This window comes from Wolbachia endosymbiont of Drosophila ananassae (genome assembly GCF_008033215.1).
GTDB classification, from domain to species: domain Bacteria; phylum Pseudomonadota; class Alphaproteobacteria; order Rickettsiales; family Anaplasmataceae; genus Wolbachia; species Wolbachia pipientis.
Genome location: NZ_CP042904.1, coordinates 1,309,294 through 1,322,797, shown reverse-complemented (window position 1 = coordinate 1,322,797; position 13,504 = coordinate 1,309,294). Strand labels below are relative to the sequence as shown.

The following is a 13,504-nucleotide window of genomic DNA, read 5'->3' as shown; positions in this document are numbered from 1 at the left end:
GGCTATAATGCCCGAGATATGGGTGCAAAATTTCTTCTATGATGTTCTGTAATTCCATAAAGGCCAATAGCGTTAAGGTGCTCTTTTGTCCCATATCCTTTATTTTTATACCAATTATATTCAGGATGCTTATTGTGCAATTCTTGCATAAGCCGATCTCTCGTAACTTTTGCAACGATTGAAGCTGCTGCAATTGATGTACTCAAATTATCACCATTTACTATGGATTTCACTTGCCATTTCACTTCAGGTGGTTGATTACCATCAACTAGCACATAATCTAATTCTAGGTCCAAGTCTATCAACGCACGTTTCATTGAAAGTTTTGTTGCTTGCAAGATATTGTATGAATTTATTTCTTCTACGCTTGCCATTCCTATACCAAATTTTGCAACGGATATTATTTTTTCATATAGGACTTGCCTACATTGAGGAGTCAACTTTTTCGAGTCGTTGATTCCATCAATAATTGTATTTCTATCAATAAACACTACGGCTGCGGATATTACTGGACCAGCTAGCGGACCTCTTCCAACTTCATCCACTCCTGCTATCACTCCTGATAATTTATTTTCTAATGTAAAGTCTGGGTATTTCATAGGTTTTTATAATAAGAAAGTTATAGTAAAAACTGAACAGATAATAGAAATTATCCAAAATTTCATAACGATTACATTTTCTGACCATCCCTTCTTTTCAAAGTGATGATGCATTGGTGCCATAAGGAAAACTCTTTTTCCTTCTCCATATTTAAACTTTGTATATTTAAAATATGATATCTGAATAATAACAGATAGAGTCTCTATTACAAAAATTATTCCAATAACGGCAAAAAGCATTTCTCTTTTAATTAGGACACTAGTTAACCCTAAGGCTGCGCCTACCGACAAGCTACCAACATCACCCATAAATATTTTTGCTGGATGTGTGTTAAACCACAAGAAACTTAGAATAGCTCCTATAAATGCAATGCAGAATAAAGTAATATTCATATCTGCTTGAGTTATATATGCAATTAGCCCCAAAAAAGCAAAGGAAGTGATGACTTGAGTTGCAGCAAGGCCATCCAAACCATCTGTGAGATTCACAGCATTAGAAGAGCCGACAATTACAAACGCAGCAAACGGAACATATAGATAGCCAAAATCTATTATTACTCCTTTAAATAGGGACGTTTTTGTAAAACATTCAGCAGAGTATAGCTTAAGTATAAACACACCAACCAGAGCAACAATAAACTGAATAAGTATTTTGGTTTTTGCACTTAAACCTCGATAGTGATTTGTCTTCAATTTTAAATAATCATCAATAAATCCAAGTAGAGCAAAAAATAGAGTTATCAATATCAGCAGCAAAATTTCTGGTGTTAACTGAACCCAGAGTAAAATTGGTAATAAAGAAGAAGTCAGTATTATTATTCCGCCCATAGGTGGTACATTCTTTTTTGTTATTAAATGACTTTCTGGTCCACATGATCTAATTGGTTGCCCATCTTTGCTTATTTTTTTTAGAAGCTTTATAAAATAGGGAAAAAGAATAAACCCAAAAACAAATGAGGTAAAAAATACTTTTGTAGCTAAGATCATCTGCTTACTTAAATTGACTGAGTGTCATACCACCTATAGCTAATAAAGTCAACTTCTGTCATCCTATAGCCTGACCCACAACTGTACGAACATTGTGATTTGGGCCCATCAGTAGGGTGTCATCCCAGTCTGGAATCCACAACTGTACGAACGTTGTAGTTTGGACCACCAGTGGGGTGTCATCCCAGTGCCCAGACACTGGTTCTATGCAACTTAATTAAAAACGTTTGTTTTAGTGTAAGACAATTACCTTTAGCTTATCAGCTCAGTTATAAGCAAAATTTCTGGATTCCAGACTGGAATGACACCATTTGCTGTGCAATTTACCTTCAAAAATGAATGTTCGTACAGTTGTGAACCTGTGGCAGGTATTACATAAGAGCATTTCCCTCTTCTAAATTAAAACGCACTTTTGCCTCCTTTGCAGTCTATACTTTAGATGTATTTAATTTACAAATACTAATTATTTATTAATAATGGTGATATGTAAATATAGTTATAAAATAATTGTTACACTTGAATTCCTTCCTGGTTTCTGTTGTTATCAGAACATTTAAAACACTTTAAGAAAGCTGCTTAGTTAAATTAACTTAGACAAGTAAATAGCAGTTTTGCAGCCTGTTTTTATGAATGATGATAAAATGTTGTAGCCAAATGCGCTTTCAGCATTGTGCTGAATTGCAATATCTTTGTGCTCTAACTCCTCGTCGCGAAATTTACTTATAGTTTCTCTTAATTCCCCATCTTCTAAATGTGAAACTTGCTCTTTGTAGTGCTCCCCGATAACTTCTTCAACTGCAGCAGTGCAAGCCATAGCAGCTTTTTTGCCCATAATGGCAGTTGCAACGCCAAGCGACACTCCTAAAACACGCCAAACAGGCAACAAAACAGTAGGACGAACTTTTTGCTCTTTGATTTTCTCATTAAAATAGTGAAAATGCTTTTTTTCCTGCTCTTCCATTTCAATTATTTCATTGATTATAGAAGATTTCTTAAGAATAAATTTTTGACCAGAATAAATGCAAATAGCTCCATATTCTCCAGCGTGATCTACTCTAATTGCCTGTTGCAAGAACTGATTGTTGCTGTACCTTAAATTATTTAGATTTCTTTCTTTCTCCACAATACACCTTACCTGATACGAACAGAGCTACTATGAGATAAATTAGATTCCATGTTGCTAAGGAAACACCTAGAACGTAATGAGGTCTGTCACAAGATGGAGAGTAATTAGGATTTAGTAGATTATTTCTGAGCTCTTCTATACTAACGTTACCACTTGCTTGCTCTGTACAACCTAAAACATCATGAAATAAGTGGAGTTCAAGACCTATATGATAAAAAGATATTACTGCACCTATGAGGTAGCTGCAAAACATTGCATAGATTAGAATTTTGTTGTCTTTAAGCATGCACGCTACTGCAAGTAATCCGGCGATATAGTAAACTATTCGCTCGTATGTACATAACTTGCATGGCAGCATGTTGAAAAAATATTTTAGCACATATGCAAAAATTAGAGCAGCGGCACTCGACAGCAGAAAGATTGCAGGAATTCTGGAATTATTACACATAACTTTAAGTAAATTATCCCTGAAAGTATAAAGCAGAGTATTCATTTTACATAGGGATTTTTATTTTTTTTCAAAAGCAATCTAACTGGCACACCGTCTGCAAAGAAATTTTTTCTGAGATCGTTAATTAAATAGCGTTTGTAACTTTCATCAACACTTTCAGGTATGTTACATATCAAAGAAAAAGCTGGAGGTTTAGTACCAATTTGAGCGATATACTTCATTTTAACTGCTTTGCCTTTTACAAGAGGGTGAGAATGTTTTCCTACAGCATCTATGAGCCACTTATTCAGTTTTGCAGTGCTGATCTTCTTGTTCAAGGATTCACTCACTTCAAGACACTTATCTATCACATCACCGCAGCGCATGCCTTTTAACGCAGAAATTGTTATAGTTGGCACTTCCAAGAATAACCTGGTTACTTCCTGTTGTTTGACAAATTTTATTAACCTGCTTCTGTCATCCTTACCTATTAAATCCCACTTATTTAAAACAACAATAATCCCTTTCCCTCCCTTAATTGCAGCTTCACCAATTGATAAATCCTGCTGCTCAATACCAACTAGGGAGTCTAGCATTAAAACTACCACATGAGAGCGCTTGATTGATTCCATGCTTTTCTCAACAAATCTTGATTCTAAGCCATCTACAACATTCGCCTTTCTGCGGATTCCGGCAGTGTCAATTAGAGTAATTAACTCTCCATCATGATCATATGTAATATCCACAGAATCACGTGTGGTACCTGGCTCTGAACTTGTTATTAGTCTGTTTTCTGCAAGTAAACCATTTAAAAAAGTTGATTTTCCAACATTCGGACGTCCGATGATCGCGATCCTCAGCCTACTCAGTTCATTGTTAGGTAACTCAGTGTTCTCGTTAAAATTTTCAATAACACCAGCTAATGCATCATAAAGATCAACCATGCCAAGATTATGCTCGGCAGAGATATACACCGGGCCAAGAAAATCAAAAAACTGCAAATAATCAACATTTTCGGATTTATGACTCTCGCATTTATTTGCTATCAGTATCACAGGTTTATTTATTTTTCTCTTCAGCCACTTTGCAAACTCTTTATTTCGCTCATTTTGCACTTTTGCGTCAACAAGAAAGAAAATTATGTTTGAACTGGATAAAGAAAACTCTATTTGCTCAATAACTTGCAGTGAAAAACTAGTTTGGTCGTTCCATCCTCCTGTATCTATAACTTTAAACTCCAAATCGCTAATTCTCCCCATTCCCTCTCGCCTATCCCTTGTCACTCCTGGAATGTTACTCACTACTGCTGCTTTTCTTCCTACTAATCTGTTGAATAGGGTCGATTTTCCAGCATTTGGTAGGCCTACTATGGCGATTTTTAGCATAATTCAAGGGCATGTTCTATATGAAGTAAATTATAACCGAAACTTTTCAATTTAACTATTGACTTCGTAGATTATATAAGCATACTACAGTTAGAATTTTTTTATTTCGTTATGTAAAATATGAGGTAGTTATGCTAGTGTCAGAGCAAATAGAGAGTGTAGATAGAGAAGAATTAAAGCAACAAAATCATATACATAAAGATACAGAGTGTTCGGAAGAGACGACAATATATGGGCATATTAATCAACATATGGAAAAAAACATCTCAAATACATTGCATGAAATATATGATGCTCTTATGTCATATAACGAATCGGAACAGCCAATGGCGTCAACTTAAGAACTTTCATTAGCAAACTCTCCTAAAGACATGATGGCGTTTAGGCTTATCTACTTTATTGCGGCTGTCCCGGTCGGATTTTAACTTTAGCGCGTATACTTAAAAAGGGCTTGAAAGTTTTTTGGCGCAATAAGTACCTGATAGAGTTTCTGCCTCATTACACCAAATAAAACTGAAAAATTTAAACGATACTCAGTAATTTGATCTGGGTTCCAAGGCCCTTGTGCATCACATATATGAAGCGATAATATATTGCACATGACCAAGTTTGCCCAAAATTCTTGTAATACAGCCTCTCCAGAAAAATTCTCTAACTCTGCTCCTACTTTGAGTCGTTTCCTCTATGTGCCACCTTAACACATAAGCTTTGCTCCAAAGTCTCGGTCAAAAACTCTGTTTCTCAGTTGGCTAATGTCAGCACTATAACTCTTACTTTCTGTCCTTTCATTTTATTTTTTAGCTTTTCATTTTCTAATATAAAATCAAAATCTAATTCGCCAGCGTTCCCATAGCTTACTATAATTTCTTTTTTGCAAGCGAAAAATAAAATCTACTTCCAAATCATAATGCTGCTGAATGAATTTTACTGAAGACGATCATAGATAAATAATAATTTCTCTTGATTTAATAAACGCATTTGAGTGATAACTTCGGGTAATTGCTCTGCCGCCAACGTTTGTTCACCTATATTCCAAGCTGCAAGACGAGCACTACAAATCAGCGAAGTACACAAATCAACAAACAAATTGCCAATGGTGCCTGTTGTTCCATTTGGTTCAAACTCGGATACAATTTCCCCAGAGCTGGGTAATCTCATACCAGAACCATCTGCTGCAATAAGTCTATAGCCTCTCCAACTCAGGTTCATCCTGATAGGCTGTTTGGATGCTTAAATTCTTGAAAGCCTGTATGGCAAATCTTATACCTTGCTTTAGAAAAAGCTTGCTTTGAGGGTACATGTCAATGGCTCCATAAGTTCACATTCTATTCCCAAACTTTTTTTAACTAACTTTAAAATCATAGAAAATACTGTCGAAAAAGGAAGTTTTCTTGTTCGTGTAAAACTCAACACAATGGATTTTCTGAAAAGTTTTCGAGTATATTATATTTTTAATTTGTAGAATAAGGTTTTTTCCTTTTTGCATATTTCACCTAAAAAAGACACATTTTAAACTTTTTTGTTGCAATAAAATAGAAACAAAAGTGCTGTTTCTTGCACTCTTTGGATAATTTAATGATAAAAAATTTAGAGAGAAATTTTATACACTATCGCTGATATTTTTCCTTAAGTTGACTCCATTGCCTGAACGGATACAACTTAATTTTTAATCTGCAGGAGTCAAGTTGAGAATGTCCAATTTTCCACTTTCTTTATAGCATAACATACTTCAGCGCCTCTTGCTCCTCTTGAAGTCCAATGGGCTCACCACTTATGTGTAAATTAATCGTTAATGTTGTACACGTTCTTTTCTTTTTCTACTCTCTCTTGCTCTTCAATACAATATATAGCAAGCGGATTAGCTTTAAGTCTTTCGACTCCTATTTCTTCTCCTGTTCCATCGCAGTAACCATAAGTGCCTAATTTTATTTTTTCTAACGCCTCCTTAATTTTTTCTTTTCTATCTTTTCGGCGCTTGATTAATTCCTCGTTTCCACTATCTTCATCAGAATAGTATGTATCAATACTATTATCTTCTAGTTCTTGTTTCTCTAACTCAGCGAGTATTGATTGTAACTTTAAGCTGAAGTATTCCAGTTGTTTTACGCTCATATATTCTTCATCTTCTGAAGGATTGTAATCTTCTGGTGACTTTATTTTTGGTAACTTTTCCATAATTGCATTATCAAAAAAATAATAAAACCTATATAACTTATGAACAAAAAATTATACTACCTCAAAGTAAACACTATAATTTATAATAAACATTTAAAAGCCTAGTATGATTGGCTCAGTAAAAAAATTAGTAATAGATAATAAGAACCTTACCTATGTAGTATGTATTTTTATTATAATGTTAAGTTTATCTTCATTTACACTTGAAAACAACAATAAACAAGAAGTTATGTTAACATTAACATGGATATGTGCTACATTTGTTTTGCAGATCTCTACAAATAATTTGTTTACATCTGATTATCATGATGGAATATTAGAGCAAATCTTTGTACAGCCACTTTCTTCTAGGCTTATAGTTGCTTATAAAATTTTCGCTCACTGGCTATTATTTGGATTACCAATTTCAGTGATTTCTTCCATATTCAGCTTTGCAGTTCTATGCAATAGTATTGAACACTCAATAGCAGTTGGAGTGTCTTTATTATTTAATACACTGATAATCATTAATATTTCAGCTACTGGAAATGCATTGATGATTGGTCGAAACAACTTAGCATCAGGAGTATCGCAAATTCTTGTTTTGCCAATGATAATGCCAACCTTTGTGTATTTTAAAATGCTAACTCAATTTGAAAATTTGTCCTTGAATATTTATACACTACTAATCACCATCTTAATTTTTGTCATTTTGATTGTTAACAGTACCATAACTACTCACATGGCACTAAAATTTGCTGTGGAACAGGATTGAAAAATCTTACTGTTATTCAGTAGACTTCTTGCATAACCTAGAAAAAAGGCAAATAGTTATTATAGATTTAGGTTTATCGACAATTTGAAAAACCTTCATTTCAGCATCCTTCCCTGTCATCCAAGTAGCCCTTCGTTGTCATCCCAGTGTCAAAAACTGGGATAACAGCTAACCTGACAACCGTCATCCCGCTACTTGTTAGCGGCTAAGAGATACCGTGACGGTATGACGGTTCGCGGTGGCATGACGATAAGCCTCATCATCCCGCTACGTGTTAGCGCCGCGGCGGTATGACGATTCGCAGCGGCATGACGAGAAAGGGGCTACTTGGATGATACCTTGTATCTTGAAAAAAGCATCTAGTGTTTTTAAGCTTAAGCATTAGGTGGAGAAGGGAAGAACTCTGGAAGATTCCTTAGATATAAAATCTGTAGAAAAGAAAAGAGTTCCCTTCTCAAAAGTAGAGGCTGGACGGTATCGTAGAAAGGCCTAAATGGTTCTAATTCTGTATTCACAAGGTAAGCCTTACTTTTCATTTTTAATAGTAGTATATGGAGTTATATATGATCAACAACTTTTTAGGTATAGATGTTTCAAAAGAACGCTTTGATGTTTCTCTCTCATTCATAAGTAAAAAAGGAAAGCGTGAAACTAGGAAAAGGAAATTTAAAAATGATGATACTGGGTTTCAAGGTCTACTGAACTTTCTACAAAAACATAACGTAGAAGAAGTAAAAGCTTGCATGGAATCCACTGGTTGTTATAGCGAAGCTTTGGCTGAGTTCCTCCACAACGCTGGATATTTCGTTAGTGTTGTAAACCCAGCTTGCATAAGATTTTATGCAAAAAGTAAGCTTACACGACAAAAGAATGACCAGACTGATGCAGAGATTATTGCAGATTATTGTCAAAGACAGGAACCTTCTCGTTGGACACCACCTTCTCCTGAAAAGAAAAAATTAAAACATCTTTATCGTTGCTCAAATGCGTTAAAGGATGAGTTAACATTAGCAAATAATCATTTAGAAAAGAAAGAGAGACTGCCTAAAGAAGTTGCAAATGCTTGGGAAGACCTTGCAATGAACATAGAGCAAAAAATAGAAACAATAAAAAACTCCATACGCGAACTATTAAAACAACACAAAGAATTGTTGGAAGATTTTCAACTCCTATTAACTATTCCAGGAATAGGAGAGGAAACAGCAATAGCTATTTTAGCTGAAATTCCTGGTATAAAAGCCTTTATAAATGCTAGGCAATTGGCAGCATATGCTGGAACTATACCACAAAATATAACATCAGGCTCATCCGTACATGCCAAGCCCAGATTAAGTAAAACCGGTTCACGAACATTACGTAAAGCAATGTACTTTCCTGCTATAGCAGCTAAAAAGCATAATCCTATCATTATGGCTTCTTGCGAAAGATTAAAAGAGAAAGGCAAGCATGCTATGGCCATAGTTGGTGCTGCAATGCGTAAGTTACTTCATATAGTTTTTGGTGTTTTAAGTTCAAAAAAGGCCTTTGATCCAGATCATATCAAGAACTATAGGGCTAAAAGGTTAACTGAAGGTTTAGTACTTTAAAATCAAAAAATGCTTCTAATTCATCTTATGTAAAATGGCATCTTACACAAATTTATTGAATGTTGTTGGTTAGTGGATATGTTGATAAGTAAATTTCTGCTGTTTTATATGTAACTAATTTACTTATCAACATATCCACTAACTATAATCTGTATACTGCTACACAGTTGGAAGTATTTTTTGATTTTATTATGCAATTTGGAGAATTTTTATGACTTTTTTGTTGACTAACAAGACGGTATCTTTTCTCTTAGCTGTGTAAAAGTACAAAAATTGCAGCAGATGGCATTATGATATATAGCAGTAGCTTTTATACAGGGTTAAAGCCAGATCCACTGCTCAAAGTATCAGAGTGGGCAGATAAGAACCGTCAGCTTTCGACGATAGCATCATCAGAACCAGGAAAATGGAGGACAGAGAGAACGCCATACCTCAGAGAAATAATGGATTCACTATCTTCGTCTTCACCGGCTGAAAAAGTGGTATTCATGAAAGGAGCGCAGATAGGCGGAACAGAAGCTGGGAATAACTGGATAGGATATATAATCGACCAAACACCAGGGCCAATGCTGGTAGTACAGCCAACAGTAGAAATGGGCAAGCGTTGGTCAAAGGGAAGATTTGCGCCGCTCATTGAAGATACGCCATGTTTAAGGAGTAAAATAAAAGATCCAAGGTCGAGAGATTCAGGCAACACTGTACAAAGTAAGGAATTTCCGGGAGGAACGGTAGTAGTAACAGGTGCCAACAGTCCAGTGGGTCTGCGCTCTATGCCGGTAAAATATCTTTTTTTAGATGAAGTAGATGCATATCCAGGAGATTCAGGAGGAGAAGGGGATCCAGTTCTTCTCAGTATCGCGCGAACTAATACATTTACGCGACGAAAAATCTTTTTAGTTTCAACACCAACGGTTCACGGAATAAGCAGAATAGAGAAGGAATTTGAGAGTTCAGACAAACGATACTTTTTTGTACCTTGTCCACATTGTGATCACTATCAGGTGCTGAAATGGCCACAGATAAAGTGGAAAGATAAAGATCCCTCAACAGCCCACTACGTTTGCATAGAGTGTAGGGGAGAAATAAAAAATCATCAAAAAACAGAGATGTTAGCTAGAGGTGAATGGAGGCCTACTAATCCAATAAAAGGTGAAAAAAAAGGATTCCACCTTTCAAGCTTGTATAGCCCAGTTGGCTGGTATAGCTGGAAACAAGCAGTAGAAGATTATCTGCATGCAAAGGAAAATGAACAATTACTGAAAGTTTGGATAAATACAACACTCGGAGAAACCTGGGTAGATAAAGGAGAAGTACCAGACTGGAAGCAACTATTTAACCGAAGAGAATCTTATCCGATAGGCATGGTGCCAAAAAGTGGAAAAATAGTATTGACGGCAGGGGTTGATGTACAAAAAGATCGTTTAGAAGTAGAAGTGGTAGCGTGGGGAAGAAACCGAGAAAATTGGTCAATAGACTACCAGGTATTAGAAGGTGATACTGGCAGTGGAGAAGTATGGGAAAAACTGTCAGAGCTTTTGAATCATCATTTTATCGGTGAAAATGGTCTTGAATACATGATAAGCATGATGGCGGTAGATGCTGGGTATGCAACACAAGAAGTATACAACTGGGTAAGAGGTCACCAAGGCTCTGGAAGAGTAATGGCAGTAAAAGGGGCAAACAAAGCGCTAGTGCCACTTAGCAGCCCAAGTAGAGTAGATGTAACAGTTAGCGGACAAAAGCTAAAGAGAGGAATGAAGCTGTGGCCAGTCGGGGTATCGATATTAAAGTCCGAGCTTTTCCAATTACTTAATGTTTTAACAGAAGGGGCGCCGGGGTATTGTCATTTTCCAGAGTATGCACCTGAATATTTTAAGCAGCTAACCGCAGAGCAACTAATTACCAAAGTAGTAAAAGGATATACCAAACAAGAGTGGCAAAAGATAAGAGACCGAAATGAAGTACTAGATTGCAGAGTTTACGCAAGAGCAGCATCAATAGCACTGGGAATAGATAGATGGCCAGAGAGTAAATGGGAGAGTTTAGCAGGTGAAAAGGCTAAAAAGTCAAAAAGAGTGAGAAAGAGCAAGTGGCTAAGCGAGAAAAATGTACAGTGAAGAATACTTAGCACAAGTAGAAGAAGCGATAAAGAAGCTACAGAGCGGGAAACGCGTAGTGTCGATTGCATATGGCGATCACGTGGTTAGGTACGGAGAAGTGCAGATAAATGACCTCTTGAGCTTAAGACAACGCATTAAATCTGAATTGAAAGTCGCAGGTGTGAAGCCGAAGAGAAAGATTGTTATTGCAACTAGTAAAGGAGTTATATGAGAAGTTATATGGTGGAAAATGAGTATCCGGACTTTTTAGAGCATTTAAAGTATATTATAGCTACAGGTAATATGGCATCAGGAAAGTTTATAAATGCAATAGTAGACCTCTCGCATTGGGATAGGAACATAGATTTTAAATTAGCAAAAGAAGATGGGATATTAGGCGTAATTCACAAAGCCACCCAGGGGGTAGAGTACGTAGATCCTGAATATGCAAAAAGGAGAAAAACCGCTGAGGAAGAAGAAATTCTCTGGGGAGCATACCATTTTGGAGTAGGAGAAAACGGCAAAGACCAAGCTGATCATTTTCTCGAAACAATAGGTGATAGTTCGGATGTATTGCTAGCCCTCGACATTGAGGAAAACAAAGGTGGAAAAAGCATAACAGCAAAACAAGCTGAAGACTTTGTTAATCGAGTTTATGTAGTAACGGGACGTTTACCATTAATTTATGGCAGTCCTTATTTTCTGAAAGATTTTGCAACGCCGATTTTAACTGAATGCCCACTATGGTTATCAAAATGGGGAGCAGAGCCAACATTACCAATAGGATGGAAAAAATGGACTTTATGGCAGTATACCGATGGTAAAACAGGTCCTAAACCAAATTCAGTAGAAGGCATAGGACCATGCGATAGGAACAAATTCAACGGAACATTAGAAGAATTAAAAGATTTTTGGATATCATGATGTTATTGAAATCATTCAAACAATTATTTCGGAAACCAACAAAACCAAAAAGTTCAGCATGGGATGCGTCAGGCTCAGGAAGGAGATTATTGCACTTTCAACCAGAGACAGGAAGTATAAATAGCTTACTCTCGCATAGTCTTGAAACTTTAAGAAGTCGATCACGTGACATGGTAAGAAAGAACTCCTATGCAGCAAACATCATCGATACGATAGTGAGTAATTGCGTTGGGACAGGAATAAAACCGCAGTCAAAGGCGAAAGATGCAGAATTTCGGAAAAAAGTGCAAGAATTATGGCTGAGATGGACAGATGAAGCAGACAGTAGCGGAGTAAGTGATTTTTATGGATTACAAACTCTAGTATGTAGAAGCATGATAGAAGGAGGAGAATGTTTTGTAAGACTCCGAACAAGAAAACGAGAAGATGGACTTTGTGTGCCGTTGCAACTGCAAGTACTTGAATCAGAGCATTTAGATAATAAGAGCAATCAAACCCTTGCCAACGGTAATGTAATTAGAAACGGCATTGAGTTCAATAGACTTGGGCAGAGGGAAGCATACTACCTATTTAGAGAACATCCGGGTGAAGGATCATTTGGAGAGTCAGTGAGAGTACCAGCAAATGATGTTTTACATATCTATAGACCACTAAGACCTGGGCAGATTCGAGGAGTACCATGGTTGTCCAGTGTACTGTTAAAGCTCTATGAACTTGATCAATACGATGATGCGGAGCTGGTAAGAAAGAAGACAGCAGCGATGTTTGCGGGATTTATTACCAGACTTGATCCTGAAGCGAACATCATGGGAGAAGGAGAGAGTAATGAACATGGAGTAGTGCTGTCTGGCTTAGAACCTGGGACTATGCAATTACTTGATCCCGGAGAAGATATTAAGTTCTCGGAACCATCAGACGTTGGGGGAAGTTATGAAGCATTCATGAAACAGCAGCTTAGGGCAATAGCAGTAGGCACAGGGATAACTTACGAGCAGCTAACAGGAGATCTAAGTGGTGTCAATTATTCATCAATAAGAGCTGGGTTAATAGAGTTTCGTAGGAAGTGCGCGATGTTACAGCATAACGTGGTAGTATTTCAGCTTTGCCGTCCAGTATGGGATAGGTGGCTAGAATTAGCAATACTATCTGGAGAACTGGACATAGGTGAAAATTGGGCAAAAGAAACAGCAAAAGAGGTAAAATGGATACCGCAAGGGTGTGCTTACGTAGATCCGCTAAAAGACCAGCAAGCACAGCAAATGGCGGTAAGGAATGGGTTTAAAAGCAGGTCAGAAGTAGTATCAGAGCTAGGTTACGATATAGAAGAAATCGACCAAGAAATTGCTGAAGATCAAAGGCGTGCTAGTGAATTGGGTTTAAGTTTTGACTCGGACGTCAGTAGTTTTGATTCTAATACGGAAATAATATAAGTGAGCTGG

General features: G+C 36.7%; 14 protein-coding genes and 1 pseudogene. 8 read left to right on the top strand and 7 right to left on the bottom strand.

The window, feature by feature from the left end; all coding sequences use genetic code 11:
* Window positions 1-2: 2 nt before the first annotated feature.
* The 4 genes from EA652_RS06440 to EA652_RS06425 form a co-directional block, all read right to left on the bottom strand.
* Window positions 3-599, bottom strand: coding sequence for a ribonuclease HII (locus tag EA652_RS06440; protein WP_012673407.1), 597 nt, complete (start codon window positions 597-599; stop codon window positions 3-5).
* Between the two features lie 6 nt (window positions 600-605).
* Window positions 606-1,586: a phospho-N-acetylmuramoyl-pentapeptide-transferase gene (gene mraY / locus EA652_RS06435; RefSeq protein WP_007548592.1), complete on the bottom strand. Its 981-nt coding sequence runs from the start codon at window positions 1,584-1,586 to the stop codon at window positions 606-608.
* Window positions 1,587-2,166: 580 nt separating this feature from the next.
* Window positions 2,167-2,709 (bottom strand): demethoxyubiquinone hydroxylase family protein, encoded by a 543-nt coding sequence (locus EA652_RS06430; RefSeq protein WP_006279362.1) that lies wholly within the window; start codon window positions 2,707-2,709, stop codon window positions 2,167-2,169.
* On the bottom strand, window positions 2,684-3,103 hold the full coding sequence (locus EA652_RS06425; RefSeq protein ID WP_369689571.1) for a disulfide bond formation protein B: 420 nt from the start codon (window positions 3,101-3,103) through the stop codon (window positions 2,684-2,686). Before EA652_RS06425 ends, EA652_RS06430 begins: the two co-directional genes overlap by 26 nt.
* Between EA652_RS06425 and EA652_RS07335 the strand changes: the two genes are divergently transcribed.
* Entirely contained in the window at window positions 3,069-3,191 is a 123-nt protein-coding gene (locus EA652_RS07335; protein ID WP_256359309.1) for a hypothetical protein, read from the top strand. The genes EA652_RS06425 and EA652_RS07335 overlap by 35 nt on opposite strands.
* Before the next feature lie 10 nt (window positions 3,192-3,201).
* Here the strand turns inward: EA652_RS07335 and der are convergent, their stop codons facing one another.
* Window positions 3,202-4,527, bottom strand: a complete 1,326-nt coding sequence (gene der / locus EA652_RS06420; protein WP_012673406.1) for a ribosome biogenesis GTPase Der — start codon at window positions 4,525-4,527, stop codon at window positions 3,202-3,204.
* A 131-nt stretch (window positions 4,528-4,658) separates the two neighbouring features.
* On the opposite strand from der, the gene EA652_RS06415 reads away from it, so the two are divergent.
* The gene (locus EA652_RS06415) at window positions 4,659-4,868 is read left to right on the top strand and encodes a hypothetical protein (RefSeq protein ID WP_012673405.1); all 210 of its coding nucleotides are present in this window, start codon (window positions 4,659-4,661) and stop codon (window positions 4,866-4,868) included.
* 9 nt (window positions 4,869-4,877) lie between these two features.
* Here EA652_RS06415 and EA652_RS06410 read toward each other — a convergent pair.
* Both EA652_RS06410 and EA652_RS06405 read right to left on the bottom strand, forming a co-directional pair.
* Window positions 4,878-6,013 (bottom strand): annotated as a pseudogene (locus tag EA652_RS06410) (transposase).
* A gap of 296 nt (window positions 6,014-6,309) precedes the next feature.
* Window positions 6,310-6,702, bottom strand: coding sequence for a TraR/DksA family transcriptional regulator (locus EA652_RS06405; protein WP_007548336.1), 393 nt, complete (start codon window positions 6,700-6,702; stop codon window positions 6,310-6,312).
* Window positions 6,703-6,808: 106 nt separating this feature from the next.
* Here EA652_RS06405 and EA652_RS06400 point away from each other — a divergent pair, with 106 nt between their 5' ends.
* From EA652_RS06400 to EA652_RS06375, 6 genes are all read left to right on the top strand, one after another.
* Complete coding sequence (locus EA652_RS06400; protein ID WP_007548333.1) at window positions 6,809-7,456, top strand: heme exporter protein CcmB; 648 nt, start codon at window positions 6,809-6,811, stop codon at window positions 7,454-7,456.
* A 563-nt stretch (window positions 7,457-8,019) separates the two neighbouring features.
* The gene (locus tag EA652_RS06395; protein WP_007548332.1) at window positions 8,020-9,042 is read left to right on the top strand and encodes an IS110-like element ISWen2 family transposase; all 1,023 of its coding nucleotides are present in this window, start codon (window positions 8,020-8,022) and stop codon (window positions 9,040-9,042) included.
* Between the two features lie 290 nt (window positions 9,043-9,332).
* A complete protein-coding gene (locus EA652_RS06390) occupies window positions 9,333-11,159 on the top strand; it encodes a phage terminase large subunit family protein (protein ID WP_007548331.1) in 1,827 nt (608 codons plus the stop codon).
* The gene (locus EA652_RS06385; protein WP_007548330.1) at window positions 11,149-11,373 is read left to right on the top strand and encodes a gpW family head-tail joining protein; all 225 of its coding nucleotides are present in this window, start codon (window positions 11,149-11,151) and stop codon (window positions 11,371-11,373) included. Before EA652_RS06390 ends, EA652_RS06385 begins: the two co-directional genes overlap by 11 nt.
* The gene (locus EA652_RS06380; RefSeq protein ID WP_006280957.1) at window positions 11,370-12,065 is read left to right on the top strand and encodes a glycoside hydrolase family 25 protein; all 696 of its coding nucleotides are present in this window, start codon (window positions 11,370-11,372) and stop codon (window positions 12,063-12,065) included. The genes EA652_RS06385 and EA652_RS06380 overlap by 4 nt, the downstream gene beginning before the upstream one ends.
* Window positions 12,065-13,495 (top strand): phage portal protein, encoded by a 1,431-nt coding sequence (locus EA652_RS06375; protein ID WP_039963649.1) that lies wholly within the window; start codon window positions 12,065-12,067, stop codon window positions 13,493-13,495. Before EA652_RS06380 ends, EA652_RS06375 begins: the two co-directional genes overlap by 1 nt.
* Window positions 13,496-13,504 lie beyond the last annotated feature (9 nt).

Excerpts from the sequence above, each read along its gene's own strand:
- EA652_RS06440 (WP_012673407.1), bottom strand. The coding sequence starts at position 599 with ATGAAATACCCAGACTTTACATTAGAAAATAAATTATCAGGAGTGATA.
- mraY (WP_007548592.1), bottom strand. The coding sequence starts at position 1,586 with ATGATCTTAGCTACAAAAGTATTTTTTACCTCATTTGTTTTTGGGTTT.
- EA652_RS07335 (WP_256359309.1), top strand. The coding sequence starts at position 3,069 with ATGTTGAAAAAATATTTTAGCACATATGCAAAAATTAGAGCAGCGGCA.
- der (WP_012673406.1), bottom strand. The coding sequence starts at position 4,527 with ATGCTAAAAATCGCCATAGTAGGCCTACCAAATGCTGGAAAATCGACC.
- EA652_RS06415 (WP_012673405.1), top strand. The coding sequence starts at position 4,659 with ATGCTAGTGTCAGAGCAAATAGAGAGTGTAGATAGAGAAGAATTAAAG.
- EA652_RS06405 (WP_007548336.1), bottom strand. The coding sequence starts at position 6,702 with ATGGAAAAGTTACCAAAAATAAAGTCACCAGAAGATTACAATCCTTCA.
- EA652_RS06400 (WP_007548333.1), top strand. The coding sequence starts at position 6,809 with ATGATTGGCTCAGTAAAAAAATTAGTAATAGATAATAAGAACCTTACC.
- EA652_RS06395 (WP_007548332.1), top strand. The coding sequence starts at position 8,020 with ATGATCAACAACTTTTTAGGTATAGATGTTTCAAAAGAACGCTTTGAT.
- EA652_RS06390 (WP_007548331.1), top strand. The coding sequence starts at position 9,333 with ATGATATATAGCAGTAGCTTTTATACAGGGTTAAAGCCAGATCCACTG.
- EA652_RS06385 (WP_007548330.1), top strand. The coding sequence starts at position 11,149 with ATGTACAGTGAAGAATACTTAGCACAAGTAGAAGAAGCGATAAAGAAG.
- EA652_RS06380 (WP_006280957.1), top strand. The coding sequence starts at position 11,370 with ATGAGAAGTTATATGGTGGAAAATGAGTATCCGGACTTTTTAGAGCAT.
- EA652_RS06375 (WP_039963649.1), top strand. The coding sequence starts at position 12,065 with ATGTTATTGAAATCATTCAAACAATTATTTCGGAAACCAACAAAACCA.